This is a genomic window from Ectothiorhodospira lacustris (assembly GCF_022227845.1).
Classification (GTDB): domain Bacteria; phylum Pseudomonadota; class Gammaproteobacteria; order Ectothiorhodospirales; family Ectothiorhodospiraceae; genus Ectothiorhodospira; species Ectothiorhodospira lacustris.
The window spans coordinates 1-26,291 of sequence record NZ_JAJNQN010000023.1 but is presented as its reverse complement, the minus strand read 5'-3'; the positions used below and the strand labels follow the sequence as shown (position 1 = coordinate 26,291).

Annotated in this window: 24 protein-coding genes; 12 read left to right on the top strand and 12 right to left on the bottom strand. The window is 65.5% G+C overall.

What is annotated here, in order from left to right; genetic code table 11:
- Nucleotides 1–81: 81 nt before the first annotated feature.
- Nucleotides 82–1,128, bottom strand: coding sequence for a rod shape-determining protein (locus LQ956_RS14220; RefSeq protein ID WP_238622247.1), 1,047 nt, complete (start codon nucleotides 1,126–1,128; stop codon nucleotides 82–84).
- Nucleotides 1,129–1,255: 127 nt separating this feature from the next.
- Here LQ956_RS14220 and gatC point away from each other — a divergent pair, with 127 nt between their 5' ends.
- The 3 genes from gatC (at nucleotide 1,256) to gatB (ending at nucleotide 4,525) form a co-directional block, all read left to right on the top strand.
- The gene (gatC, locus tag LQ956_RS14215) at nucleotides 1,256–1,543 is read left to right on the top strand and encodes an Asp-tRNA(Asn)/Glu-tRNA(Gln) amidotransferase subunit GatC (RefSeq protein ID WP_238622248.1); all 288 of its coding nucleotides are present in this window, start codon (nucleotides 1,256–1,258) and stop codon (nucleotides 1,541–1,543) included.
- 64 nt (nucleotides 1,544–1,607) lie between these two features.
- Entirely contained in the window at nucleotides 1,608–3,062 is a 1,455-nt protein-coding gene (gatA, locus tag LQ956_RS14210) for an Asp-tRNA(Asn)/Glu-tRNA(Gln) amidotransferase subunit GatA (protein WP_238622249.1), read from the top strand.
- Between the two features lie 29 nt (nucleotides 3,063–3,091).
- Nucleotides 3,092–4,525, top strand: coding sequence for an Asp-tRNA(Asn)/Glu-tRNA(Gln) amidotransferase subunit GatB (gene gatB, locus LQ956_RS14205; protein WP_238630281.1), 1,434 nt, complete (start codon nucleotides 3,092–3,094; stop codon nucleotides 4,523–4,525).
- A 140-nt stretch (nucleotides 4,526–4,665) separates the two neighbouring features.
- Here the strand turns inward: gatB and LQ956_RS14200 are convergent, their stop codons facing one another.
- The 8 genes from LQ956_RS14200 to LQ956_RS14165 all read right to left on the bottom strand — a co-directional run bounded on the left by LQ956_RS14200 (nucleotide 4,666) and on the right by LQ956_RS14165 (nucleotide 12,418).
- Complete coding sequence (locus tag LQ956_RS14200) at nucleotides 4,666–5,412, bottom strand: HesA/MoeB/ThiF family protein (protein WP_238622250.1); 747 nt, start codon at nucleotides 5,410–5,412, stop codon at nucleotides 4,666–4,668.
- Nucleotides 5,405–6,394, bottom strand: a complete 990-nt coding sequence (lipA, locus tag LQ956_RS14195; protein WP_238622251.1) for a lipoyl synthase — start codon at nucleotides 6,392–6,394, stop codon at nucleotides 5,405–5,407. Before lipA ends, LQ956_RS14200 begins: the two co-directional genes overlap by 8 nt.
- A gap of 54 nt (nucleotides 6,395–6,448) precedes the next feature.
- Nucleotides 6,449–7,684, bottom strand: a complete 1,236-nt coding sequence (locus LQ956_RS14190) for an HDOD domain-containing protein (RefSeq protein WP_238622252.1) — start codon at nucleotides 7,682–7,684, stop codon at nucleotides 6,449–6,451.
- Entirely contained in the window at nucleotides 7,677–8,900 is a 1,224-nt protein-coding gene (locus LQ956_RS14185) for an HDOD domain-containing protein (RefSeq protein WP_238622253.1), read from the bottom strand. The genes LQ956_RS14190 and LQ956_RS14185 overlap by 8 nt, the downstream gene beginning before the upstream one ends.
- A 53-nt stretch (nucleotides 8,901–8,953) precedes the next feature.
- On the bottom strand, nucleotides 8,954–10,228 hold the full coding sequence (locus tag LQ956_RS14180) for a bifunctional O-acetylhomoserine aminocarboxypropyltransferase/cysteine synthase (RefSeq protein ID WP_238622254.1): 1,275 nt from the start codon (nucleotides 10,226–10,228) through the stop codon (nucleotides 8,954–8,956).
- Nucleotides 10,229–10,263: 35 nt separating this feature from the next.
- Nucleotides 10,264–10,512, bottom strand: coding sequence for a BolA family protein (locus LQ956_RS14175; RefSeq protein WP_238622255.1), 249 nt, complete (start codon nucleotides 10,510–10,512; stop codon nucleotides 10,264–10,266).
- 63 nt (nucleotides 10,513–10,575) lie between these two features.
- Nucleotides 10,576–11,436 (bottom strand): hypothetical protein, encoded by an 861-nt coding sequence (locus tag LQ956_RS14170; RefSeq protein WP_238622256.1) that lies wholly within the window; start codon nucleotides 11,434–11,436, stop codon nucleotides 10,576–10,578.
- Nucleotides 11,437–11,458: 22 nt separating this feature from the next.
- Nucleotides 11,459–12,418, bottom strand: a complete 960-nt coding sequence (locus LQ956_RS14165; protein WP_238622257.1) for a patatin-like phospholipase family protein — start codon at nucleotides 12,416–12,418, stop codon at nucleotides 11,459–11,461.
- A 119-nt stretch (nucleotides 12,419–12,537) separates the two neighbouring features.
- Here LQ956_RS14165 and LQ956_RS14160 point away from each other — a divergent pair, with 119 nt between their 5' ends.
- Nucleotides 12,538–13,284 carry a YdcF family protein gene (locus tag LQ956_RS14160; protein ID WP_238622258.1) on the top strand — a complete coding sequence of 249 codons (747 nt, stop codon included), beginning with the start codon at nucleotides 12,538–12,540 and terminating at the stop codon, nucleotides 13,282–13,284.
- 9 nt (nucleotides 13,285–13,293) lie between these two features.
- Here the strand turns inward: LQ956_RS14160 and LQ956_RS14155 are convergent, their stop codons facing one another.
- The gene (locus LQ956_RS14155; protein ID WP_238622259.1) at nucleotides 13,294–15,375 is read right to left on the bottom strand and encodes a hypothetical protein; all 2,082 of its coding nucleotides are present in this window, start codon (nucleotides 15,373–15,375) and stop codon (nucleotides 13,294–13,296) included.
- Nucleotides 15,348–16,703, bottom strand: coding sequence for a prephenate-dependent tRNA uridine(34) hydroxylase TrhP (trhP, locus tag LQ956_RS14150; protein ID WP_238630275.1), 1,356 nt, complete (start codon nucleotides 16,701–16,703; stop codon nucleotides 15,348–15,350). Before trhP ends, LQ956_RS14155 begins: the two co-directional genes overlap by 28 nt.
- Before the next feature lie 90 nt (nucleotides 16,704–16,793).
- Here trhP and apbC point away from each other — a divergent pair, with 90 nt between their 5' ends.
- The 7 genes from apbC (at nucleotide 16,794) to LQ956_RS14115 (ending at nucleotide 23,703) form a co-directional block, all read left to right on the top strand.
- Entirely contained in the window at nucleotides 16,794–17,879 is a 1,086-nt protein-coding gene (gene apbC / locus LQ956_RS14145) for an iron-sulfur cluster carrier protein ApbC (RefSeq protein ID WP_238630276.1), read from the top strand.
- A 15-nt stretch (nucleotides 17,880–17,894) separates the two neighbouring features.
- Nucleotides 17,895–18,458, top strand: a complete 564-nt coding sequence (gene dcd / locus LQ956_RS14140) for a dCTP deaminase (RefSeq protein WP_200175672.1) — start codon at nucleotides 17,895–17,897, stop codon at nucleotides 18,456–18,458.
- A 179-nt stretch (nucleotides 18,459–18,637) separates the two neighbouring features.
- The gene (locus tag LQ956_RS14135; protein ID WP_238630277.1) at nucleotides 18,638–19,267 is read left to right on the top strand and encodes a TatD family nuclease-associated radical SAM protein; all 630 of its coding nucleotides are present in this window, start codon (nucleotides 18,638–18,640) and stop codon (nucleotides 19,265–19,267) included.
- Nucleotides 19,268–19,269: 2 nt separating this feature from the next.
- Nucleotides 19,270–20,229 carry a tRNA modification radical SAM protein MnmL/YtqA gene (gene mnmL / locus LQ956_RS14130; protein ID WP_238622263.1) on the top strand — a complete coding sequence of 320 codons (960 nt, stop codon included), beginning with the start codon at nucleotides 19,270–19,272 and terminating at the stop codon, nucleotides 20,227–20,229.
- Nucleotides 20,230–20,243: 14 nt separating this feature from the next.
- The gene (ubiU, locus tag LQ956_RS14125; RefSeq protein WP_430733431.1) at nucleotides 20,244–21,245 is read left to right on the top strand and encodes a ubiquinone anaerobic biosynthesis protein UbiU; all 1,002 of its coding nucleotides are present in this window, start codon (nucleotides 20,244–20,246) and stop codon (nucleotides 21,243–21,245) included.
- A complete protein-coding gene (gene ubiV / locus LQ956_RS14120) occupies nucleotides 21,242–22,135 on the top strand; it encodes a ubiquinone anaerobic biosynthesis protein UbiV (protein WP_238622265.1) in 894 nt (297 codons plus the stop codon). The genes ubiU and ubiV overlap by 4 nt, the downstream gene beginning before the upstream one ends.
- Nucleotides 22,132–23,703, top strand: a complete 1,572-nt coding sequence (locus LQ956_RS14115) for a lipoyl protein ligase domain-containing protein (protein ID WP_238630279.1) — start codon at nucleotides 22,132–22,134, stop codon at nucleotides 23,701–23,703. The genes ubiV and LQ956_RS14115 overlap by 4 nt, the downstream gene beginning before the upstream one ends.
- Before the next feature lie 30 nt (nucleotides 23,704–23,733).
- On the opposite strand, the gene hemW is transcribed toward LQ956_RS14115, so the two are convergent.
- Nucleotides 23,734–24,912, bottom strand: a complete 1,179-nt coding sequence (hemW, locus tag LQ956_RS14110; RefSeq protein ID WP_238622267.1) for a radical SAM family heme chaperone HemW — start codon at nucleotides 24,910–24,912, stop codon at nucleotides 23,734–23,736.
- Nucleotides 24,913–25,240: 328 nt separating this feature from the next.
- Here hemW and LQ956_RS14105 point away from each other — a divergent pair, with 328 nt between their 5' ends.
- Nucleotides 25,241–26,158: a hypothetical protein gene (locus tag LQ956_RS14105; RefSeq protein ID WP_238622268.1), complete on the top strand. Its 918-nt coding sequence runs from the start codon at nucleotides 25,241–25,243 to the stop codon at nucleotides 26,156–26,158.
- Nucleotides 26,159–26,291 lie beyond the last annotated feature (133 nt).

The following is a 26,291-nucleotide window of genomic DNA, read 5'->3' as shown; positions in this document are numbered from 1 at the left end:
ATGAATCCATGGGGTGCTACGAGGCGGACCCGCCAGGGGCCGCCCGGTTGCGGGGGTCTGTGTGAGTGCCGGTGACCGGCGCTATTCGATGGACAGGAAGTCGGCGCCGTGATCGTCCAGCATCTCGAGCACCTTGCCGCCGCCGCGGGCGACACAGGTGAGGGGGTCGTCGGCCACTACCACGGGGATGCCGGTTTCCTCCATCAGCAGGCGGTCCAGGTCCCTCAGCAGGGCGCCGCCGCCGGTGAGTACGATACCCCGTTCGGCCACGTCGGAGCCCAGCTCCGGTGGCGTCTGTTCCAGCGCCGTGCGCACGGCACTGACGATCCCATGCAGGGGTTCCTGGAGGGATTCCAGGATCTCGTTGCTGTTGAGGGTGAAGGCCCGGGGTACACCCTCGGCCAGGTTGCGGCCCTTGACCTCGATCTCCAGCAGTTCCTTGCCTGGATAAGCGGAGCCGATCTCGTGCTTGATGCGCTCGGCCGTGGCCTCACCGATGAGGATGCCGTAGTTGCGGCGCACATAGGAAATGATGGCGTCGTCGAAGGTATCCCCGCCGATGCGCACGGAGGCGGAATAGACGATGCCGTTGAGGGACATGACCGCCACCTCGGAGGTGCCGCCGCCGATGTCCAGCACCATGGCACCGCGGGCCTCGTCTACCGGGATGCCTGCGCCCACGGCAGCGGCCATCGGTTCTTCCATCAGGTAGACCTTGCGGGCGCCGGCCCCGGCGGCGGACTCGCGGATGGCGCGCCGCTCCACCTGGGTCGCACCGCAGGGTACGCAGACCAGTACCCGTGGGCTGGGCCGGAACAGGTGGTTGCTGTGCACTTTGCGGATGAAGTGCTGCAGCATCTTCTCGGTGGTGGTGAAATCGGCGATGACCCCGTCCTTCATGGGCCGGATCGCCTGAATGTTTTCCGGGGTGCGGCCGATCATCTTTTTGGCCGCCGTGCCCACCGCCTCGATGGAGCGGGGGCCACCGGGCCCGCGATCCTGGCGGATGGCCACGACGGAGGGCTCGTTGAGCACGATACCCTTGCCACGCATGTAGATCAGCGTATTGGCGGTACCAAGATCAATGGAGATATCGTTGGAAAGGAGACCGAGTATGCGGCTGAGCATGATGGTTTTGGGGCGTCGCCTGCGAAAGGCGCTACTCTAGCAACCGGGGGAGGCTTTGGGCAAGGCATGGACTATGCTACTTTAATCGGCTTAACAACGAATATCGGAAAACATTCCGGAGCGCGCCATGTCCCTGTCACAAGAACAGGTCAAGAAGATCGCTTATCTGGCACGTCTGAACGTGCAGGAAGAGGACCTGGGTATTTATGCCCGCACCCTGTCGGACATCCTGGACTTCGTGGAGCAGATGGACGGTGTGGATACCGAGGGTGTCGAGCCCATGGCTCACCCCCTGGAACTGTCTCAGCGCCTGCGGTCCGATGCGCCCACCGAGTCGGATCAGCGGGCGCATTTCCAGCGTATCGCCCCGGCGGTGGAAGACGGCCTCTATCTGGTACCCAAGGTCATAGAATGATCAGGGACGGTCTCCCGCTGCCGCCCGCCTGACCTGTCCAACGGCCCCAAACACGGAATTTCCCATGCACGACAAGACCATCGCTGAACTCGCCACGGCCCTCCGGGGCGGCGAAGTGTCCAGTGTTGAACTCACCGAGCACTATCTGCGGCGTATCGAATCCCTGGATGGCTGTCTGAACAGCCTGATCACCGTCACGGCGGAGCAGGCCCTGGAGACGGCCCGGGCTGCCGACGACGCCCGGGTCCGGGGCGAGGCCGGTCCGTTGACCGGTGTGCCCATCGTTCACAAGGACATCTTCTGCACCCAGGGTGTACGCACCTCCTGCGCCTCCCGCATGCTGGACAACTTCATCTCCCCCTATGATGCCGGGGTGGTGGAGCGCTTCAAGGCCGCCGGCTGCCCGGTGCTCGGCAAGACCAACATGGATGAGTTCGCCATGGGGTCTTCCAACGAAACCAGTTTCTATGGTCCGGTGAACAACCCCTGGGATACCGAACGGGTGCCCGGCGGTTCATCCGGCGGCTCCGCTGCCGCGGTGGCGGCGCGTCTGGCCCCGGGGGCGACGGGGACCGATACCGGCGGCTCCATCCGTCAGCCGGCCGCCCTCACCGGCATCACCGGCCTCAAGCCCACCTATGGACGGGTCTCTCGCTGGGGCATGATCGCCTTTGCCTCCAGTCTGGACCAGGGGGGTCCCATGGCCCGCACCGCCGAGGACTGCGGCCTGATGCTCAACGTCATGGCCGGTTTCGACGCGCGGGATTCCACCAGCCTGGAGCGCCCGGCGGAAGACTTCAATGCCTGTCTCAACAGCACCCTCAGGGGCCTGAAGATCGGTCTGCCCCGCGAGTTTTTCGGCGAGGGCATGGATCCGGGCGTGGCCCGCGTGATCAATGAGGCGATTGATTTCTACCGGAAGCTGGGTGCCGAGTTCGTGGACGTGGATCTGCCTCACTCCGGTCTGTCGGTGCCGGTTTACTACGTGGTGGCGCCGGCGGAGTGTTCCTCCAACCTGGCCCGCTTTGACGGGGTGCGCTACGGTCACCGTTGCGAGGCGCCCAAGGATCTGATGGATCTTTACATGCGTTCGCGGGGGGAAGGGTTCGGGGCTGAGGTGCAGCGTCGCATCATGGTGGGCACCTACGCCCTATCGGCGGGGTATTTCGATGCCTATTATCTTAAGGCCCAGAAGATCCGACGCTTGATCGCCGATGATTTCCGCAATGCCTTCGAGCAGGTGGACGTCATCCTGGCTCCTGCCACGCCGACCACCGCGTTCCGTCTGGGCGAGAAGACCGCCGACCCGGTGACCATGTACCTGTCGGACATCTATACCATCGCCGTCAACCTGGCCGGGTTGCCGGCCATGTCCCTGCCCGCCGGGTTTGCAGAGGGACTGCCCGTGGGCATGCAGCTGATCGGCAACTACTTTGACGAGGCTCGCCTGCTGGGGGTGGCGCACCAGTACCAGATGGGTACCGAGTGGCATCAGATGGCCCCCGCGGGCTTTGAATAACTGTTTAGCAGACCTGGGGTCTCATAATGATGGAATGGGAAACGGTCATCGGGCTTGAAATCCACGCCCAGCTGTCCACGAAGTCCAAGATCTTTTCCGGCGCCTCCACCGCCTACGGGGCCGAGCCCAATACCCAGGCCTGTGCGGTGGATCTGGGGCTGCCTGGGGTGCTGCCGGTGCTGAACCGGGAGGTGGTGCGCATGGCCGCCAAGTTTGGCTTGGCCATCGGTGCGCCCATTGCGCCCCGTTCGATCTTCGCCCGCAAGAACTACTTCTATCCGGATCTGCCCAAGGGTTACCAGATCTCCCAGTACGAGCTGCCCGTGGTCGGTCGCGGTCAGGTGGAGATCGAGTTGGAGGACGGCGCGACCCGCACCATCGGCGTCACCCGGGCCCACCTGGAAGAAGATGCGGGCAAGAGTCTGCACGAGGACTACCACGGCATGACCGGGGTGGACCTGAACCGTGCCGGCACCCCGCTGCTGGAGATCGTCTCCGAGCCGGACATGCGCTGCGCCCGCGAGGCGGTGGCCTACATGAAGAAGATCCATGCCCTGGTGCGCTATCTGGAGATCTGTGACGGCAACATGCAGGAAGGTTCCTTCCGCTGTGACGCCAATGTCTCCATCCGCCGCAAGGGCACCGACAAGCTCGGCACCCGGGCCGAGATCAAGAATCTGAACTCCTTCCGGTTCCTGGAGCGCGCCATCAACTACGAGGTGGAACGCCAGATCGACATCCTGGAAGGGGGCGGTGCGGTGGTGCAGGAGACCCGCCTGTTCGATCCCGACAAGGGAGAGACCCGCTCCATGCGCTCCAAGGAAGAGGCCAATGACTACCGTTACTTCCCTGACCCGGATTTGTTGCCCCTGGACATCCAGGCCGATTTCATCGAGCAGGTCCGGGCTTCCCTGCCCGAACTGCCGGATGAGAAGAAGCACCGTTTCATGAACGAGTACGGCCTGTCTGCCTATGACGCCGGGGTACTCACCGCCAGTCGCGAGATGGCCGAGTACTTCGAGCAGGTGGCGGCCGCCCTGTCAGGCCAGGCCAAGCTGGCAGCCAACTGGGTGATGGGTGAACTGACCGGTGCCCTCAACCGGGAGAACCGTGAGATCGGCAACAGCCCCGTGTCTGCCAAGGCGCTGGGCGGGTTGCTGCTGCGGATTCAGGACAACACCATCTCCGGCAAGATCGCCAAGGAGGTCTTCGAGGCCATGTGGGCCGGCGAGGGTGATGCGGACCAGGTGATCGAACGCAAGGGATTGAAGCAGATCACCGATACCGGTGCCATCGAGCAGGTGATCGACCAAGTGATTGCCGAGAATCCTTCCCAACTGGAACAGTATCGCAGCGGCAAGGACAAGCTATTCGGCTTCTTCGTCGGGCAGGTCATGAAACGCACCGGCGGCAAGGCCAACCCTGCGCAGGTGAACGAGTTGCTCAAGCAGAAGCTGTCCTGACTCGCGGAAAGCTTTCCCCCTCAGGAGAGAGGGATGGTCACGCCACCCAGGCGCCTCAACCAGGATCAAGCCCCTCTCCCCTTGGGGGAGCGGGGTTGGGGTGAGGGGAGAGGTGCCAACCGGCGGGATGCGGTAGCCCGTCACCCCCCCTCGCCGCAGACGGTGCAGCCCGGGTCCTTCCTGACCCGGATGCTGCGCCACTCCATCACCAGGGCATCCAGCAGCAACAGCCGTCCCCGTACCGTGGGCAGGCCCAGCAGCAGTTTCAGGGCCTCGGTGGCCTGCAGCGACCCCATCACCCCCGGCAGACTGGCCAGAACCCCGTTGCGGCTGCAGGTCTCGGCGGCCTCATCGCCTTCCCCATAGAGACACTGGTAGCAAGGGCTGTCCGCCACCCGGGGTTCGAACACCGACAGTTGTCCCTCCAGCCGGATCACCGCCGCCGACACCAGCGGGGTGCCCGTGGCCACACAGGCCCGGTTGACCGCGAAGCGGGTGGCAAAGTTGTCGGAGCAGTCCAGCGCCACATCCACGCCGTCCATGACCCGCGCCAGGGCGTCGCCTTCCAGCGCCTGATCGATGCACGTCACCTGCACCAGGGGATTGATCCCGGTGATGGATTCTGCGGCCGAGACCACCTTGGAGCGGCCGATGCGGTCCGTGCGGTGAATGATCTGGCGTTGCAGGTTGGACAGATCCACCCGGTCAAAATCCACCAGGGTGAGCCGGCCCACGCCGGCGGCGGCCAGGTACAGGGCCACGGGACTGCCCAGACCGCCCAGGCCGATGATCAGGGCATGGGACCGCCCCAGCCGTTCCTGACCCTCGTAGCCCACCTGAGGCAGGAGGATCTGGCGGCTGTAGCGCAGCAGGGTCTCGTCATCCATGGTCGGGTTGTGCCTGCGTGCCGGTATCCAGACCATAGGCAGCCGCCTGCCGGTCCGCATGATAGGACGAGCGCACCATGGGGCCGCTGGCCACCTGGGAGAAACCCAGCGCGTAGGCCGCTTCGGCCAGGCGATCGAACTCCTCCGGGGTGACGAACCGGCTCACCGGCAGATGGTGTCGGGAAGGCTGCAGGTACTGGCCCAGGGTGAGCATCTCGCAGTCATGGTCCCTGAGGTCCTTGAGCGTGGCCTCCACTTCCGCCGAATCCTCACCCAGGCCCAGCATGAGTCCCGATTTGGTGGGGATGTCCGGGTGCCGGGCCTTGAAGGCCTTGAGCAGTGCCAGGGACCAGGCGTAGTCGGCACCGGGCCGGACCTGGCGGTAGAGCCGCGGGACGGTCTCCAGGTTATGGTTGAAGACATCCGGTGGGGTCTGAGCCAGGATCTCCAGGGCGATCTCCATGCGGCCGCGAAAGTCCGGCACCAGGGTCTCGATGCGGGTATCCGGGCACAGGGCTCGGGTTTCACGGATACAGTCGACGAAATGGGCGGCACCCCCGTCCCGCAGGTCGTCCCGGTCCACCGAGGTGATGACCACGTAGCGCAGGCCCATGGCTTGCACCGTGCGGGCCAGATTCACGGGTTCTTCCGGATCCAGGGGGTTGGGGCGGCCGTGGGCCACGTCGCAGAAAGGGCAGCGCCGGGTGCAGATGTCCCCCATGATGATAAAGGTGGCCGTGCCGTGGCCGAAGCACTCCCCCAGGTTGGGGCAGGCCGCTTCCTCGCAGACGGTGTGCAGATGGCTGTCCCGCAGTACGCGCTTGAGGCGCTGAACCTCCGGGCCGCCCTGGGCGCGGGCCCGAATCCAGGGCGGCTTGCGCTGGACCCGAGTGGTGGGGGTCACCTTGACCGGGATGCGGGCCACCTTGTCGGCGGCGCGCAGCTTTTCACCCTGGATTGGGCGATGAGGGGTATGGCTCATGCTGTGTCCTGTCGTCCTGTACGGCTGAGGGAGCGTGACGGGCTCGGGGCCGCTTCAGCCCACGGCCACACCCTTGAAAAAATCCATGACCTCGCGGACTTCCTCCTCGGCTTCGCGGATGACGTCGATTTTCATATCGGCGTCAGGCTCGGGGAGCCCCAGCTTTTCGTAGGCGGATACCTGGTGATAGCGCGGGGTATCGCTTTCGTTGCGGTCATGGGCCCTGCGGTAGAGGTCGGCGACCTGGACGACGTCACAGTAATCCGGGGTGCTGTGACCGTTACGATCCAGATTGCCGCACTCCCGCACCACCAGGCAGATGTCCGGACCCAATCCCCAGTAATTGATGACCAGTTCTCCCACCACCGGGTGCAGGCGGGTGAGGATGCTGTCCACCTCGGTATCGGTAATGTCCCCATACCTGCGCCCGATATGGTCCAGCAGGGGTACCATGCCGACCTGATAGAGCAGCCCTGCAAGCATGGCATGCTCCGGGTCGAAACGCCGGGTATGGCGGGCCAGCACGTAGCTCAGGGCGGAGACATGGACGCTGCGGTCCCAGAGTGCCTTCATCCGTTGCTTCAGGCCGGGTACGTCCGTCCTGAAGACCTGTTTCATGGCGATGCTGATGACCAGCTGGCGAGTGACGTCAAAGCCCAGTCTCACGATGGCATCACGCACGCTGCCGACCGGGCTTGCCCCGCCGTAGAGGGCGCTGTTGGCGGCCTTGACCAGGCCGCCGGTCACGGCCAGATCCATCTGGATGATCCGCGACAGCCGGTAGGCATCGGCATCAGGGGCGTTGATCGCCCCCTGGATCTTGAGGGCCACCTCCGGCATGGCCGGCAGGTCCAGGCGGCCGGTGACGATGTTCTGGTAGATCTTGGCGAAAAGGGCGCTTTCCGTGGGGCTGAGGATGGTTTCTTCCACCTCGAAATTCGCCTCCCGCTGCTGCTGACCGAGGGATTCGTACATGTTGCGGTCAATGCGCAGGATCTGAGCCTGCGTGGCGCATACCGCAAAATCCCGCAGGTTTTGCCCGCTGAACAGCGGTTGCTTCGCCCGGGGGCTGCCTGCCTCGATCAGCGTCGGTTTGTCACTGGCCACGAAGGTGAAGCGTCCTTCCAGGGCGTAGATCATCCAGCGGTTTTCTTCTGCGGCGGTGATCCGCGTACCCGCCTTTAGGGTTGCCACGGTGGCTTTGCTGGCCAGGCTGCGGCGGGCTTGTTCTCCCAGTTCCTGCAATGGCTGCAGGTCGGCCAGGGTATCTGCAGAGATGCTGTCAGCCATGGAGTATGTTCCTGAGTGCGGCGATTTCCTGTTCGGTTTCCTTGAGCAATCCCAGGCTCATATCTTCATCAATGGGACCCAGGTCCAGTTTCCGGAAGGCGGGAACCTGGTCGAGGGGCGGCAACGTCTCGCCCTGACCGGCGCCCTGCTTGCTGAGCAGCCGCGACACGATCACCAGATCGCAGTAGTCACCGGGGTTCGGGTGTTCCCGTTGCCAGTTGCCCGCATGTTCCGCCACGCTCACCAGCTCGGGGTCCATGCCCCAGTAGTTCAGTACCATGACGCCGGTCATGCCGCGCAGTTTGGTGATGGTGTGCTCCAGCTGCTCATCGTTAAGATGGATCTTGTGCCGGTCCAGATAGTTCAGTATCGGGATGGTGCCGATCTCGTGCATCAGGCCGGCCAGCTGGGCACGGTCCGGGTCGAAACCCTTGAGGTGTCTGCCCAGCACGTAGGCGATTGCGGAGATATCGACGCTGCGGTCCCACAGTTCGTGCATGTGCTGACGGGTTCTGGGAGAGCGGGCCTGGAAGGCCTGCCGCATGGCAATGTTGAACGCCAGTTTCTGGGTGGCATTGAAGCCCAGGCGTATGACCGCGTCGCGGATGTTGTTAATGGGCTTGCCGGCCCTGAACAGGGGGCTGTTGGTGGCGTGCATGATGGCGCCCGCCACTACCGGATCGGTCTGGATCACCTGGGTGATCTCGGTGACCCCGATGTCCGGGTCCTGGGCCATGCGCTGGATGCGCATGGCCACTTCGGGCATCGGCGGCAGCTCCAGGCGGCCATTGATCGTGGCTTGGTAGAGGTCTCGGAAGATGGAGCCCTGGGTTTCGTCCACATCCACGTCCACCACCTCGACACCGGCCGTGCGTTCCCGGCTCAGCAGGGCGGCGAAGATCTGTCGGCTGACGCGCAGGAGAATACAGTCGGTTTCCGCAACGGCAAACTCCCCCTGATGCCGGTCGGAGAACAGGGGTTGGCAGGCCCGCTCCATCCCGCCGCGCACCTCTTCGGGCACACCACGGGACACCAGGCTCAGGCGACCGGACAGCAGGTACACCAGGTCCGTCGCATCATGGCCGGGGCTGAGCTTATTGCCGGCGCGCAGGACTCCCTTGCGCAAATGGATCCTGAGCTGGTTGCGCCCGGCTTCGGAAAGCTCGTTGATGGGAACGAGATCCTCGAAGCGGGGGGCATCGGTGCTGGCTGCCATGGTGACGTGATTCCTGATGGCGGATTGGACGCGGACCGGGCCGGTAGCCGCATTCAGCCGGCGGCCGCCAGGGCCTGGTCCAGGTCTGCAAGGATATCATCCACGTGTTCGATGCCAATGGAAAGCCTGACCATGTCCTCGGAAACACCGGCCTTTTGCAGCTCTTCCGGCGACAGTTGGCGATGGGTGGTGGTGGCCGGGTGGCAGGCCAGGGTCTTCGTGTCGCCGATGTTCACCAGGCGCACGGCCAGGTTCAGGGCGTCGATGAAGCGGGCACCCGCCTCGCGGCCACCCTTGATGCCGAAGGACAGGATGCTGGCGGCGCGGCCGTCCATATACTTTTGCGCCAGGGCATGATCCGGATGGTCCTCCAGACCGGCAAAGCGTACCCAGCTCACGTTCGGGTGTTCCTTGAGGAAACGGGCCACCGCCATGGCGTTGTCGCAGTGCCGGTCCATACGCACCGCGAGGGTTTCGATGCCCTGCAGGATCAGGAAACTGTTGAATGGGGACAGGGCCGCGCCCATGTTGCGCAGGGGCACGACCCGGGCGCGGCCGATGTAGGCGGCGGCACCGAAGGCCTCGGTGTAGACCACGCCATGGTAGGACCGGTCCGGTTCGCACAGGCGAATGAAGCGGTCCTTGTGCTCGGCCCAGGGGAAGTTGCCCGAATCGACGATGGCTCCGGCCACGGTGGTGCCGTGTCCGCCCATGTACTTGGTGAGGGCGTGCACTACGATGTCGGCGCCGTGCTCGAAGGGGCGGCACAGGTAGGGGGTGGCGACGGTACTGTCCACGATCAGCGGCACGCCATGGGCGTGGGCCATGTCCGCCAGGGCTTGCAGGTCGGCCACGTTGCCGGCCGGGTTGCCGATGGATTCACAGAACACCGCCCGAGTGTTGTCGTCCATCAATGCGCGCATGCCGTCCAGGTCGCCGGGGGCGGCAAAGCGGACCTCGATGCCGTAACGGGGCAGGGTGTGGGCGAACAGGTTGTAGGTGCCGCCGTAAAGGGTGCTGGTGGTGACGATGTTATGTCCCGCCTCGGCGATGGTCATGATGGCGTAGGTGATGGCGGCCATGCCCGAGGCCAGGGCCAGGGCGCCCACCCCGCCTTCCAGGGCGGCCAGGCGCTTTTCCAGGACGTCCGTGGTGGGGTTCATGATGCGGGTGTAGATGTTGCCCGCCACCTTCAGGTCGAACAGGTCCGCCCCATGCTGGGTGTCGTCGAAGGCATAGGACGTGGTCTGGTAGATGGGCACGGCCACGGCCTTGGTGGTGGGGTCGGGGCTGAAGCCGGCGTGAATGGCCTGGGTCTCGAATTTCATGGGGGGTTTCCGTAGGTTCTGCGGCGTCGGTGAAATCAGGCGTTCGGATGCTTCTGCGCCCATTCCTCAGGGGTCATGGGGCGGATGGACAGGGCGTGCAGGGCACCACTGGTGATTTCCTGTCTGACGGTGGCATTGACCATCTGTTCCCGCTTGAGGCGGCTGAGTCCGGCGAAGGACGCGCAGACGACCACGGCCTCGAAATGGCCTTCCTGACCGCTGACGGTGACTTGGGCGTCGGGCAGTCCGGCGGCGATGAGCGTTTGTACCTGTTCTGGAGTCATGACTTGATCAATGGCAATCAGTGGTTCAGGGTCCCTGATCATAACGGATCGGGGTTCGGGACGTCAGTCGTCGTCGGCGCTCCAGTCGGCGGGGGCTTCCCCGGGATGAAGATAGTGACGGATGACGGCCAGCTGGGTCTCCAGGACGTGAGTCATGCTCGGTGACATCAACCGCTCACGATCCACGCCCTCCACCCAGCCGTAAAGGGAATGACGCAGGTCTTCCAGGTCATTGACGTTGACATGGATATCGTGGATGACCCGGGCGTATTCGTTCAGGTTGGGATGCAGTTGCAGGGCCTCGAAGAGGGTCCCGAGTGCCTGCAGCAGGGTGCGAGCCTGCGGCGGCAGGCCGAGCGCTTCCGGTGTCAGTGCAGGGGCCTGCACCTCGGGGTCCACCCAGACCTTGAAACTCATCTGCCGCAGGCTGTGGAACAGGGGCTCGTCGGAGATGAGAAAGATCAGCAGATGACCCGGATGGGCCTTGAGGGGGAGATCGCCGGCATACCAGAACCCGGTGCGGATGAATTCCGCCAGTCGCAGATGCTCGGCAAAGGGCGCCCGGTGGAGCTGGTCCAGGATCAGCAGGGCCGGCTCTCCTTCGCTGCGGGCGCAGGCCTCGCCCAGGATCCGGTCCACAGGATCCGCCGGGTATTCTCCGGCGCCTTCCTCATCCGGATCGACCGGGATGCGCACGGGGGCTTCCGGTCGCGGCGGGGTGTATTCGTGGTACAGGATATGCTCGAAAGCCAGTGCCTGTCCAAGGGCGTGGGCGAAGGCCGCACGGCGTCGCCCGCTGGTGCCCTCGATGTTGAGGCAGCGCAGGTGCTCCACCCGGGCGGAGAGCAGGCATCGCACCGGATAGCTGTAATCCTCGTTGGCGATGAAGCCGAATTCGGCCAATCGATGTCTGAGGGAGATCATGAGGGTTCGTCAGGTTGTGGATTCAGCGCTTTTCGAGCAGTGTCTTCAGTTCACTCCGCAACTGATCCGTCGCCGGGCGGGACTGTTCGAAGATGCTCTCGAAGCGATGGAACTCCAGTACCCGCACATTGCTGATTTTCGGTCGGATCAGGATGTCCGGCCGGACCCGTCTGAGCTTTTCCTCCAGGATCGAGAACTGCATGATCTGGAAGGTGTTGAAGCTGTTGTCGAAATAGGACGGGTTGCCGTTGCCGCCCCCATTGTCACTGCCATTGCCGGGCTCGCGCATGCCCAGTACGTCCACGGCGATGGTGATGTCGCAATCCTCCAGCAGCAGGTCGTAGGGGACGGGATTGGTCAGGCCGCCGTCCACCAGAACCTTGTCGCCCAGGCTGACCGGACTGAACAGTCCCGGCATGGCCATGCTGCCCTGAACCGCGGGCCAGATCTCGCCGCTGTCAAAGACCGCCATGCGCCGTTCCCAGAAGTTGGTGGCAACCACCTGCAGGGGTATCTTGAGTTCCTCGAAGCGGTTGACGCCGGCGGTCTCGCCGAGAAATTTGACGAAGGCGTCCGATTTCATCAGCCCGCCCTTGGCGCCAAAGGGCTCCACGAATTTGATCCAGCGGGTCCATTCCCGGTTCAGCAGGGAATCGAACCAGGATTCGTCGTGGGCCACCGTGAGGGTGTCGATGGCATCGTGAATATCTCCGGACGACAGGCCCGCCGCGTAGAGCGCCCCCATGATGGCGCCGATACTGGAGCCGGCGATCCGGTGCGGGGTCACGCCCAGTTCTTCCAGCACTTCGAAGACGAGGACATGGGCCAGGCCACGGGCGCCACCGCTTCCCAGCGCGAGGCCGACGCGAGGTGCATGGGCCGCGCCGGCCGGGCCGGGCAAGCCGGAAAGCGCGGGGACGAGGGCGCCGGCAACCAGGGTCTTGAGGGCGCGACGACGGCCGGGGTCGATGACAGCAGTCATGGGTAAGCGCTCCGTTTGCAAAATGCTTGTACCGATCATACCGTGTCCTATCGCCGATGCCGAAGCGGACCCGCTGCCGGTCGTCGGCCCGATTGCCTGCCAAGTCCGCGGAGAGACGCATGGCTCTGGAACTGTTGCTGATGCCCCCCGCAAGCCCCTTGATCCTCGTGGTGACGGGGTTGTTGTTCCGGCGCACATGGATGGGGAGGGGGCTGGTCGTGCTGGGCTTGTTGCTCCTTTACGTGGCCTCACTGCCGATGGTGTCCCATGCCCTGACCGGCGCCCTGGAAGAGCGTGCCCGGGCCGTGGAGGTCGCCCCGGCCCCGGCCCGCGTCATCATCATCCTGGCTGGGGGGCGGCGAGTGGATGCCCCCGAATACGGCGCCGACACGGTGAACCACTTTTCCCTGGAACGGGCCAGGTACGGTGCCTGGGTGCACCGGCAAACCGGTCTGCCGATCCTGGTCAGTGGCGGTCGGGTGGGGGGCGATGAACCTCTGAGCGAGGCGGAGCTGATGCAGCAGGTGCTCACCGAGGAATGGGGCGTCCCCGTACGCTGGGTGGAGGATCGAAGTCGCAACACCTGTGAGAATGCCTTGTTCAGCGCCGAGTTGCTGCGGGCCGAGGGGATCGAGCACGCCGTTCTGGTCACTCACGCCGTGCATGTGCCCCGGGCCCGCTGGTGCTTCGAGCAGACGGGGTTGACCGTGTCCGCCATGCCCACCTATTCCCGCCGCCCGGATCAGCAGGCGGCGGCCGGGTTCGACGGGCGCGGCCTGATTCCCCAGTCAGCGGCCCTGGAGCGCACCCGTTTTGCCCTGCATGAGTATCTGGGCATGGTCTGGTATCGGTTCAGGTATCGCTGAGCACTGGTTTCAATCGTCGGCGTTCGTCGAGAACTCACCGGACTGCACGGCGCCCACCAGCCGGTGCACCAGATCCCGCCATGCCACCTGACGGGTGAAGCCCACCACCTGAATCCGTGGCAGCCCCGCCCCCTGGACGATGAAGTACCCCCCCGTGGGCGCCGGCGCCACTCCGCTCATCTCGCACACGTCTCCCCGCAATCGGCAGGACAGGCCCAGCTGCCGGTAAGCGAAGGACTCGAAGAAGCGCAGGAAGCCGGTGCCCAGCACCCCGCCCACCCCGCCGCCCAGACTCACCAGATTGTCCACCGCCCGCTGGCTGATGCGGCGCCGGAACGTGCCTTCCAGCGGGGTGTACAGGGCGGCGTCGAAGTGGACCGGTTCCCAGTTCACCAGCACCAGGTCATGCACATGACCCTGCAGCCGTCCCTCGATCCTGCCGAAGGCAAAGGTGCCGGTGAGGGCAGCCAGGTCCAGATGGTTGATGTCCATGTCGCCGGACAGCACCGGTGCCACCCCGAAGGGGTCTTGCAGACGCAGGTTGCGCATCATGATCAGCCCGTCGAAGGCATGGATCAGGAGTCGCCCGCCGACACTCAGTTCGCCCCCCTGGTAACGCACCTGGGGGATGACCCCGGCCAGGGTGCCCGTGAACAGGGGGCGGTCCACCGCGGCGGCCAGCAGTTCCATGGCGATGGGGGTGATCCGGCCATCGAACACCACCACCGGGTCACCGCCGGAGAGGGACTGTGCCTTGAGTGTCTCCACCTCCAGCGCCCCGTCCAGGATGGGTATCCGGGCCGGCTCCAGCAGGCGCAGGCCGTCCTGCTCCAGTTGCAGGCGCAGGCGGGCGTTTCCCAGGGGGATGCCGTAGACATGCCCGCCCAAAAAGCCCAGGCTGCTGGCGGGCGGGGTTTCCTCTGCAGCCCACAGGAAACGGCCGTCCATGCCGTAGAGGCCCAGGCGGCCCAGGCGGTCATCCAGATGCACGTCCACGGCGGTCAGCACCGCTCGGGATAACTCGCCCTCCCTGACCTGCAGCAGGGCCGAGACCAACCCCAGGGTCTCCAGGTCTTCCAGTACCGTGCCGTAGAGGAAGGGCTGGAGAAAGGTCTCATAGAGGACCGGGAGGCGCCCCCGGCTCAGGATCAGGTCGGCCTCCCGCAGGGGCTGAGCCTGCCGGGTATCCAGGCGCAGCCTGCCCACCACCTGCAGTGCCTCTCCCCAGGTCAGGTCCAGCTGCTCCACCTGCAGATCGCCGGATTCCGAGGCTCCGCGAAAGGACAGCCCCAGTCGGCCGGGGGCCTCGCGGGAGGCCTCGGCGTAGACCGGATGGACGTAGCCGCCTCCTTCGGTCCACGCCAGGTCCAGCCGACCCTGCCAGCGCCCGGCCTGTTGCCGGGCCTCCAGCTCAAGGTCCACGGACAGGTCTTCCCCCGCCAGCATGCCGTCGGCCCCGGCAAAGGCGCCGGATCGCCAGGACACTCGGGCAGAAAGATGCTGCAGACCGTCATCACCACCGGCCGCCCGGAGGCGGCCGGACAGGGCGCCCCGCAACAGGGCACCATCCAGGGGGGAATCCTGAGTGGAAGGAGACAGAGTCATGATCAGGGGCAGCAGCCCCTCTGCGGGCAGGTTCTGCAGGGTCATCGTGGCCTGCCATTGCTCAGGACCCTGCAGCAGACGCACCTGGAACCGGCCCATCGATTCCAGGGTGAGGGTCAGATCCAGGTCCAGACGTCCGTCCAGGCGCAGGGTCATGCGGCCCGTGCCGGTGCCCTGTCCCAGGTCCGGGTGGCGCCACATCACCCGGACCTGGGGGCAGTCCAGGGTGATGTTGTCCAGCCCGCCGCCCTGGCAGTGCAGCCGGACCTGTCGCAATGTCCCCAGTGGTTCCGGGAGCCGGAGGCGTTCCACCTGGAGGTCCAGGGCATCCCGCTGCCCCAGGCTCAGGTCCAGGCTGACACCTTCCATGGACCAGCCCTCACCCTGGATGTCCCCGATGCCCAGGCGCAGGCCGTCCAGGGCCAGGGCCGGGCCGGACAGGCCCGCGGCCAGCAGGATCAGGACTGGGAGGAGAAGGCGTCGCAAGGTGCTTGGGGCGTCTGCAGGTCCATGTACCGTACCACCAGGCCCAGGTCGTAATTCCCCTCGGGCAGGGGGATCCGGACCCGGTAGCCCGCACCCGGTGCCTCCGGCATCGCGTCTCCCGCGAGGCTGAACAGGGCTCCCAGGACCAGTTCGCGACTGCCCGCCGGGGTCATCACCTCCAGGCGATCTCCCACCGCGAACTTGTTTTTCACCTCGACCTCCGCCAGTCCGGTGTCGGGGTCAAAACCCAGGATCTCCCCCACGAACAGCTGCCGGGAGGATTCCGAATGTCCCCGGGCGTAATTCTGCGCCGTCCGGTCCCGTGCCCGGGTCAGGAAGCCGTCCGTATAGCCCCGGTTGGCCAGTCCTTCCAGATGATCCAGCAATCGCGGATCGAAGTCTCGTCCCGCCGCCGCATCGTCGATGGCGCGGCGATACACCTGGGTGGTGCGGGCAGCGTAATAGTGGGACTTGGTCCGGCCCTCGATCTTCAGGGCATCCACCCCGATCCGGGCCAGCCGCTGTACATGCTCCACCGCCCGCAGGTCCATGGAATTGAGGATATAGGTGCCGTGTTCATCCTCCTCCACCGGCATGAGCTGTCCGGGCCGTTCCCCTTCCTCCAGCAGGAATGCCTTGTTTGCCAGGGGATGACGTCCTCCGGTTGCCTCCTCGACCGGCTGCAGGTCCCCGGTGGCATCGGTCCGGGCGGGGTGCAGGCGGTAGCGCCACCGACAGGAATTGGTGCAGGCCCCCTGATTGGCATCCCGGTGATTGAAGTAGCCCGACAGCAGGCAGCGCCCGGAATAGGCGATGCACATGGCCCCGTGCACCATCACCTCCAGTTCCATGTCCGGGCAGTCCTGACGGATGCGGCTGATCTCCTCCAGGGACAGCTCCCGGGACAGGATCACCCGAGACAGACCCAGCCCCTGCCAGAAGCGAACCGAGGCCTGGTTCACTGTGTTGGCCTGCACCGACAGGTGCACCGGGATCTCCGGCCAGGTCTCCCGCACCATCAGGATCAGGCCCGGGTCCGACATGATCAGGGCATCCGGCGCCAGGGCCACCACCGGACTCAGGTCCCTGAGGAAGGTCTGCACCTTGGCGGGATGGGCGGCAATGTTGGTGGCCAGGAAAAAGCGTCGGCCCGCGGCGTGAGTGGCCTCGATCCCGGCCTGCAGTTGCTCCAGGGTGGAAAAGTCATTGTTGCGCACCCGCAGGGAGTAGCGGGGCAGGCCGGCGTATACCGCATCGGCACCATAGGCCAGGGCATAGTGCAGGTTTTTCAGGGTGCCGGCGGGGGCGAGGAGTTCGGGGGTCTTCATGGAGAAATGATACTCCAAGGCGATTCAGTCTTCCCGAGTCCCTTGGTGTAGAATCCCAGGATTACACTCTGAAACCCCGAGGAAGGCTTGATGTCCCAGGTGTCCCGCGCGCAGGTTGAAACGGCTCTCAAGGAGATCCAGGATCCCTACATGGACAAGGACCTGATGTCCGCCAAGGCCGTCAAGGATATCCAGGTGGAAGGCGACAAGGTCAGTATCCAGCTGACCCTGGGCTATGCCGCCGCCGGCTGGCACGGTGCGCTTACGCAGGCCGTGACGGAACGGGTGGGGCGCATCGAGGGTGTCGGCGCGGTGGCGGTGCAGGTGGAGACCCGCATCGTCTCCCATGCGGTACAGAAAAACCTCAAACCCCTTCAGGGGATCAAGAACATCATCGCCGTGGCCTCCGGCAAGGGTGGGGTGGGCAAGTCCACTACCGCCGCCAACCTGGCCCTGGCCCTGGCGGGCGAGGGGGCCAGCGTGGGCCTCCTGGACGCCGATATCTACGGCCCCAGCCAGCCCCGCATGCTGGGCATTTCCGGCAAGCCGGAGACGCGCGACGGCAAGACTATGGAGCCGATGGAAAACCACGGTATCCAGGCCATGTCCATCGGCTTTCTCATCGACGAGGACACGCCGATGATCTGGCGTGGCCCCATGGTCACCCAGGCCCTGGAGCAGTTGCTGCGGGACACCAACTGGAAGGCGCTGGATTATCTGGTCATCGACCTGCCGCCGGGCACCGGCGACACCCAGCTCACCCTGGCCCAGAAGATCCCGGTGAGCGGTGCCGTCATCGTCACCACCCCCCAGGACATCGCCCTGCTGGATGCCCGCAAGGGTCTGAAGATGTTCGAGAAGGTGGACGTGCCGGTGCTGGGCGTGGTGGAGAACATGAGCATCCACATCTGCTCCAATTGCGGTCACGAGGAATACATCTTCGGCCAGGGCGGCGGTGAGCGCATGGCCCGGGACTACGGCGTGGAGTTCCTCGGCGCCCTGCCGCTGGATATCCAGATCCGTGAGCAGGCCGACGGCGGCCGCCCCACCGTGATCGCCCAGCCCGACAGCCGCATCGCCGAGATCTACCGGGAGATCGCCCGCCGCACCGCCGCACGCCTGGCCGCCCAGGCCCGGGACTACAGCGCCAAGTTCCCCAACATCGTCATCCAGTAAAAGGCAGGTCGTTTCATGTCGATCAAATCGGACAAGTGGATCCGCCGCATGGCGGCGCAGGGCATGATCGAACCCTTCGAGCCGGGACAGGTGAGGTATGCCGGGGAGGAGCGCATCATCTCCTACGGCACCTCCAGCTACGGCTATGACGTGCGCTGCGCCGACGAATTCAAGGTGTTCACCAACATCAACTCCACCATCGTGGACCCCAAGTCTTTCGACGAACGCAGTTTCGTGGACGTGAAGTCGGATGTCTGCATCATCCCCCCCAACTCCTTCGCCCTGGCGCGGACGGTGGAGTATTTCCGGATTCCTCGCAATGTGCTGACCATCTGTCTGGGCAAGAGCACCTATGCCCGCTGCGGCATCATTGTGAATGTTACCCCTCTGGAGCCGGAGTGGGAGGGACATGTGACCCTGGAGTTTTCCAATACCACCCCCCTGCCGGCGCGGATCTATGCCAATGAAGGGGTGGCGCAGATGTTGTTCCTGGAGTCCGACGAGGTCTGCGAGACCTCCTACAAGGACCGGGGCGGCAAGTACCAGGGGCAGCGGGGCGTGACGTTGCCCAAGACCTGAGCGGCCCCCGGCCGCGAATGGCGAGGTTGACCGGCGGCACCGGCCAAGACTGATTCCAGGGCATGACAGCGCCCGCCAATTCATGTTTAATGGCGGCTTTCCCGGCGAGCCCACGCCGCGGTTTCGGGCGTCGGGTCGCGGCCCCGACCCCGGGCCGCAAGCCAAGAGGTAGCTTGAAGATGCAGCAACAGACGGCCGACCACCACGCAGACCCCGTGGTGGGCTACAGCCTACACAACCGCCGTTACCTGAACGTCACCAACCGCTGCACCCTGCGCTGCGCCTTTTGCCCCAAGTTCAACAAGACCTGGGCGGTGCAGGGGTACCCCCTGCGGCTGTACCAGGAACCCACGGTGGCGCAGATGCTGGATGCGGTGGGTGATCCGAAGGATCACGAGGCCGTGGTCTTCTGTGGTCTGGGCGAACCCACCCTGCGGCTGGACGCCATCCTGGCCGTGGCCCGGCAGCTCAAGGCCCGGGGCGCACCCGCCATCCGCATCAACACCGACGGCCTGGCCAATCTGGTCCACGGTCGGGACGTGACCCCGGAGATGGCCGGCTGCATCGATGCCCTGTCCGTCTCCCTCAATGCCCAGGACGCCTTCACCTACGAGCGGCACTGCCGGCCCAAGCTGCCCGGCGCCTATCCGGCCGTGCTGGATTTCGTCCGTGCCGCCCGCGCCCATGTCCCCCAGGTCACCGTCACCGCCGTCGACGGCCTGCCGGGGGTGGACATCGAGGCCTGTGAAGGCCTTGCCCGGGAACTGGGGGTGGATTTCCGTCGCCGCTTCCTGGACCAGGTGGGCTGACCATGTCCACCCTCACCGACCACGTCAACACCCTGGGCAGCCACCTGCGGGCACGGTATGGCCAGCGGGTGCACAAGCTCACCGTGAGCGCCGGTTTCATCTGCCCGAACATGGACGGCACCAAGGGCCGTGGTGGCTGCAGCTTCTGCAACAACGCCAGTTTCGCCCCCCAGGGGCAGGACGGCGGCGCCGTGCGCCGACAGCTGGCGGAGGGCAGGGACGTGGTGGCCCGGCGCACCGGTGCGCGCCTGCATCTGGCCTATTTTCAGGCCTATACCAACACCTATGCCGAGGTCACCCGCCTCAAGGCCCTCTACGATGCCGCCCTGGAGCAGCCGGGAGTGGTGGGGCTGTCCATCGGTACCCGGCCCGATTGCGTGCCCGACGAGGTGCTGGATCTCTTGGTGTCCTACCAGGAACAGGGCCATACCCTGTGGCTGGAGCTGGGCCTGCAGTCCGCCTTCGACGAGACCCTGGTTCGGGTCAACCGGGGTCACGGCTTTGCCGAATATCAGGACGCCGTCCGGCGTGCCCGCGGCCGGGGCCTGTCCGTCTGCACCCACCTGATCATCGGCCTGCCCGGCGAGACCCCCTGGCATCAGCGGGAAACCCTCTCCCGGGTCTTGAATGAAGGCACCGATGGCCTCAAGCTTCACCCCCTGCATGTGGTCCGGGGTACCCGCCTGTCCCGCCAGTGGCGGGCCGGTGAATACCGGCCCTGGACCCTGAACGAATACGTGAACACGGCGGTGGACATGATCGAGATGACCCCGCCTGAGGTGGTGTTCCATCGCCTGACCGCCACGGCCCGCAAGCCCCTGCTGCTGGCACCGGACTGGTGCGGCAGCAAGTGGACGGTGATCAACGCCATCGAACAGGAGCTGACACGGCGAGGGACCCGGCAGGGTGCGCGTCCCTTACATTCAGACAGTCACCTTCCAGGAACCCAGGAGAGTTGTTGATGAACCCAGATCGTATGGAGCTGGTCTGTCCGGCGGGCGGCTTCCCGGCGCTCCGGGCAGCCGTGGACAACGGCGCCGATGCCGTTTATCTGAGCCTGCGCGGCGAGACCAATGCCCGTAACTTCCCGGGCCTGAATTTTGATCGCAAGGCCCTGCAAAAGGGCATTGCCTATGCCCGGGGCAAGGGCGTGAAGGTCTACATGGCCCTCAATACCTATCCCCAGCCGGATATCTGGGCCGCCGCCACCCAAGCGGTGGATGTGGCCGCCGAGGAGGGCGTAAATGCCGTCATCCTCGCCGACATGGGCCTGCTGCGCTACGCCGCCGATACCCACCAGGACCTCACCCTGCACCTGTCGGTTCAGGGGTCCGCCACCACCGCCGATGCCCTGAACTTCTACCATGAGCGCTACGGCGTGGTACGGGCGGTGCTGCCCCGGGTACTGTCCATGTCCCAGGTGTCCCAGGTGATCGAGCGGGCCAAGCTGGACATCGAGGTGTTCGGCTTCGGCAGCCTCTGCGTAATGGTGGAGGGCCGCTGCATGCTGTCCTCCTATGCCACCGGCGACTCCCCCAATACCAAGGGGGCCTGCTCCCCCGCTCACGCGGTGCGCTGGATCGAGACTGGCCGTGGCCGCGAGGCGCGTCTGAACGGCGTGCTCATCGATACCTTCAAGCCGGGCGAGAGCGCCGGCTATCCGGTCATCTGCAAGGGCCGCTATCAGGTGGGCAACTGCGACGACACCATCTATGCCATTGAGGAACCCACCAGCCTGAGCACCCTGGACATCCTGTCCGATCTGCTCAAGATCGGCGTCAAGGCCATCAAGCTGGAAGGCCGTCAGCGCAGCCCCGCCTATGTGGGCCAGGCCACGCGCGTCATGCGCCAGGCCCTGGATGCCTGTCACGCCAACCCCGATGCCTATACCCCGCGGCCGGAATGGGCCTCCCAGCTCGCCGGCATGTCCGAAGGACGCACCCAGACCCTGGGTGCCTTGCACAGAGCCTGGCAATGAAACTTTCCCTGGGACCCATTCAGTATTACTGGCCCCGCGAGCGGGTCATGGAATTCTACGCCGCCGTCGAACAGTGGCCGGTGGACATCGTCTACCTGGGCGAGACGGTCTGTTCCAAGCGTCGTGAACTGCGCGCCGCCGACTGGCTGGAGGTGGCCGACCGTCTGGCGGCCGCCGGCAAGACCGTGGTCATGTCCACCCTGGCCCTGATGGAGGCGGAATCCGAGCGCCTGGCCCTGGAGCGTCTGGTACAGAACGGGCGCTTCATGATCGAGGCCAACGATGCCACTTCCCTGGGTCTGTCCCAGGGCAAGCCTTTCGTCGCCGGCCCCAACATCAACACCTACAATCCCGGTACCCTGCGCGAGTTGCGCGACATCGGTGCCGTGCGCTGGGTGATGCCCGTGGAGCTGTCCCGGCATATCCTGGAAGGCATGCACAAGGCCCGGCCCGACGGGCTGGAAACCGAGGTACTGGTGTTCGGTCGTCTGCCTCTGGCCTTCTCCGCTCGCTGCTTCACCGCCCGTGCCCGCAACCTGCCCAAGGACAGCTGCGAGCTGGCCTGCCTGGACTATCCGGCGGGCCTGCCCCTGGCGACCCAGGACGGCAGCGGCTTCCTCACCATCAACGGCATCCAGCTGCAGTCCGCCGACCCCAACAACCTCATCGGGGTCATGCCCGAGCTGCGGGCCATGGGGATCGACGTGGTCCGTGTCTCACCGGAACCGGAAGGTACTGAGGCCGTGGCCAGAGCCTTCCGTGGCTGCATCGACGGCAGCCTCACCCCGCGCCAGGCCCTGGACGCCATGAAGCCCCTGTTCCCCCGTTTCTGTGACGGCTACTGGGAAGGTGACGCCGGCATGAACTGGCGGGAGAGTGTATCGGCATGACGGTTCGGCCCTGCCGGGTCTGGACCGAGGGCATCGCGCCGGGGATCGAGCAGGTGGCTCGGGACCATCGCCATCTGGCGGGTTCCGTGGCGGCCGACGAGGCCCGGCTGCGATTCCACCGTTATGAACCCACCGCGAGCCTGGGTCGTCACGAGGCCGTCTGTCACGGGGTGCGCATCGCCTACTGTGACCAGGCGGGTATTCCCGTGGTGCGTCGGCTCACCGGCGGTGGTGCCCTTTATCTGGCCCCGGGCCAGTGCTGCCTGAGTCTGACCCTGCCCCGCCGCTGGCTGGGGGAGGGCGATACCCTGACGGCGCTGATGGCCCGGCTCAACCGGGCCCTGGTGCGCGCCCTGGTGGACCTGGGCATTCCCGCCCATACCACCTTTCCCAATGACCTGGAAGTGTCCGGGCGCAAGCTGGGGGCGGGTTTTCTGGCCATTGAGGCCGAGGCCATCCTCTACCAGGCTGTGATCCTGGAAACCCTGGATACGGAAGTCCTGCTCAAGGTGTTGCGGGCGCCCCGGGAAAAGCTCAGCGCCCAGGGCATTCTCAGTGCCCGCAATCGTTTCATCACCCTGGGGGAACTGCCGGTCACGGATCCGGACATGGAAGCCCTGAAGGCGGCCGCCGCCCGCTCCCTGCTCGGGGAACTGGCACTGACGGCCATCGAGGGCGTGCCGGACCTGGTGCAGGAACAGGCGCAGGGATCATGGCCGCCGCCATCCGTGGACCCCGCCCTGGATGAGGACTGGTCGGCAACGGCGGATGAAAGCTGGCAGGCCTTCCTGCCTACGCCCGGGGGGATCCTGCAGTTGCGCCTGGTGCCGGACGACACCGGCCGGATGATCCGGGCGGCCCAATTCTCCGGCGCGGTGCATGTGGCGCCGCCCGATCTGTTTCTCTCCCTGGCCGAGACCCTGGCCGGTGCGCCCATGGCAGCGGCTGAAGTGCGCATGATCCGCCGTCTGCGGGCCGAGGACGTCCAGCTCCCGGGATTCGGTCCCGATGAATTGTGCCGGCTGCTGCGTCTGGCCCTGGGGCGGCGTGCCGAACAGGGGCTGGGTCTGAGTGCGGGGCAGGCCAACCGCCTCATGGTGCATCGGCCCGGCGGCGTGGAAGAGGTGAAGGATATCCTTGGCCGGGCCTCGGTCCTGCTGGTACCTTACTGTGCCAAACCTGCCTGGTGCGACTGGCGCCACGAGGACGCCTGTCCCGAGTGTGGCGGTTGCGATGTGGGGGAGGCCTATCGTCTGGCCCGGGAGCGGGGCATGAAGGTGGTGACCATCACCCGCTACGAGCATCTGTGCCAGGTGCTGGAGCGGATGCAGGCGGAGGGTGAGTCGGCCTATGTAGGGATGTGCTGTCGGGATTTTTATCAGAAGCGTATCCACGCCTTTCGTGCCGCCGGCATCCCGGCGGTACTCATGGACATCACCGGCGCCAACTGCTACGACCTGAACCAGGAAGAGGCCGCCTACGCCGGCGAGTTCACTGCCGAGGCGGCGCTGGACATGGGGCTGGTGGAGAAGGTGATGGTGTGGGTGCCGAAGAAACCGGCGGATTGATGCCGTTGTTTCCGTCGCTCTCCCTCCCCCTCAATCCTTTTCGCCCGGCCCTTCTGCAGGCAGGAACAGGGCCACCAGATCGTTCAGGAATTGCCGCCCGGTTGCGGTTGCCACCAAACGTGCCGGGTCATCTTCCAGCAGTCCCCGGGCCACCGCCTCCGACCTTGCCGGTTCCAGGGCCTCCAGCCCCAAGCCCGTATGGCGGGTGAACAGGGTTGACGGCACGCCCTCCACCAGTCGCAGGCCATTGAGCATGAACTCGAATGCCGTCTCCTGCGGACCCAGTATCCGCTCGCCGTTCAGCGCCCGCCCGGCCCGTGCCCCCGCCATGAAGGCTGCGGGCTGGCGGTGACGCCATCGACGCAGGATGCGTCCCTCCGCCGGTAGCGTGAGCTTGCCGTGGGCCCCGGCGCCGATGCCCAGATAATCCCCGAACCGCCAATAGTTGAGATTGTGTCGGCACTGTCGCCCATTCCCGGCATAGGCTGAGACCTCGTAGTGCACAAACCCCCGGGATGCCAGGCGGGCCTGACCTTCGGTCATCATGGCCCACTGGGTGTCCTCGTCGGGCAGGGCGGGGGGCGCGGCGGCAAAGGCCGTGTTGGGCTCCAGGGTCAGTTCATACCAGCTCAGATGTTCCGGCCCCAGATCCAGGGCCGTGTCCAGGTCGGCCATGGCCTGGGCCACCGTCTGGCCGGGTAGGCCGAACATCAGGTCCAGGTTCAGATTCTCGAATCCCGCCGCCCGTGCCGTCGCCACCGCCGCTCGGGCCTCCCGTCCCGTGTGGATGCGGCCCAGAGCCCCGAGCAGGGCATCGTCAAAGCTCTGGATACCCATGGACAGGCGGTTCACCCCCGCCGCCCGGTAGCCCTCGAACCGGGCCTGCTCCACGGTGCCGGGGTTGGCTTCCAGGGTGATCTCCGCATAGGGACGGCAGATGAGGCGGGCACGGATCGCCGACAGCAGGTGTTCGACGGCCTCGGGACTCAGCAGGCTGGGGGTGCCGCCGCCGATGAAGATGCTGTCGATGCACCGTCCCCAGACCATGGGCAGTTCCGTCTCCAGGTCCGTGATCAGGGCCTCCACATAGGCCTGTTCGGGAATCTTGTCGGCGGCATGGGAGTTGAAGTCGCAGTAGGGGCACTTGCGCACACACCAGGGGATGTGCACATACAGGGTCAGAGGGGGGGGAGGCTGGGCAGAGAGCATGGGATTCCATCTTGCGGCGGCAAGGTTCGGTCTCAAGTGTGCCGCACCCGGTTACCTTTTGTAATCCTCCAGGGAAATGCTGAGCAGGCCCCTCGCCGTCATTCCCGCGAAGGTGGGCGTTTCGGCAAGTTCCCCATTGTCACTCCCGCGAAGACGGGCGTCTCGGCAAGTTTTCCACCGTCACTCCCGCGAAGGTGGGAGTCCATGGTTTACGGTCTGCGAATGGATTCCCGCTGGCGCGGGAATGACGGGTTCGGATTATCCCTAAAGTCTCACCCATGCCTGCCGATAAACCCATCAGGCCCATAGTATCCGGCACAGGTGGTCCATGATCCCGCCCGTCTCCACTCCCGTCCTTCAGCCCACCACCCGATCTGCCGCGCCGGTGCCGGCCGTGCCGGACGGGGAGGCCGCAGGTGTCCTGGCCGACAAGGAAACCCGGCTCAACGAACATCAGGACTATCGCATCATTCGGCAGGTTCTGTTGCGGGATCAGCCGAAGCTCGAAGCCGGGGCCGGTGCTTCCCCGGAGGCCTCATCTTCTTCCTCCGAGCCGGCATCTCCCTCCGGGTCACCCGCGTCCGGGGCGGCCCCCGACCGTGGTGTGGAACTCCAGTGGCAGCAACTGGGCGTCTCCCGGCTGGACGTGAACATCCGGGGCACAGAGACCGGCGAGGCGGTGCGCATCCGCTTTGAATCCGTGCGCATGGAGCGTCTGCAGATCAGTCTGGGCGGGGCGCCGCAGCAGGCCGATCCCTTGGTGCTGGACCTGGGCGGCGAGGGCATCACCACCACCGGGGTGGATCGCGGTGCGCGCTTCGACATCACCGGCGACGGGCGGCAGGAGCAGGTCAGCTTCGTCGCCGGCAACAGCTGGTTCCTGGCCCTGGACCGCAACGACAACGGTGTCATTGATGATGGCCGGGAACTGTTCGGGGATCAGCACGGTGCCGCCCACGGCTTCGAGGAGCTGGCCAAGTTCGATGATAACGGCGACGGCGTGATCAACGCCCAGGACAGCGTGTTCGAGCGTCTGCGCCTGTTCCAGATGGGTGCGGACGGCAGCCAGCGGCTCAAGACCCTGGAGGAGGCGGGCGTGGCCGCCATTCACCTGGGCTATGATCAGACCGCCCGGGCGCTGAATGCCTATGACGTGGTGGCCCAGCAGGGGCAGTTTGAGCGGACCGACGGCAGCAGGGGCGAGGCCTCCGACGTGCTGTTGGGCTATCGTGACTTGACCGCCTGAGAGAAACACTGAACAAGACGCCCCCGCCGCTCCTTGCAGAGGCGGGCGTCCCGGAAGTCCCCCACCGTCACCTCCCGCGAAAGCGGGAGTCCATGGTTTACGGTCTGCGAATGGATTCCCGCTTTCGCGGGAA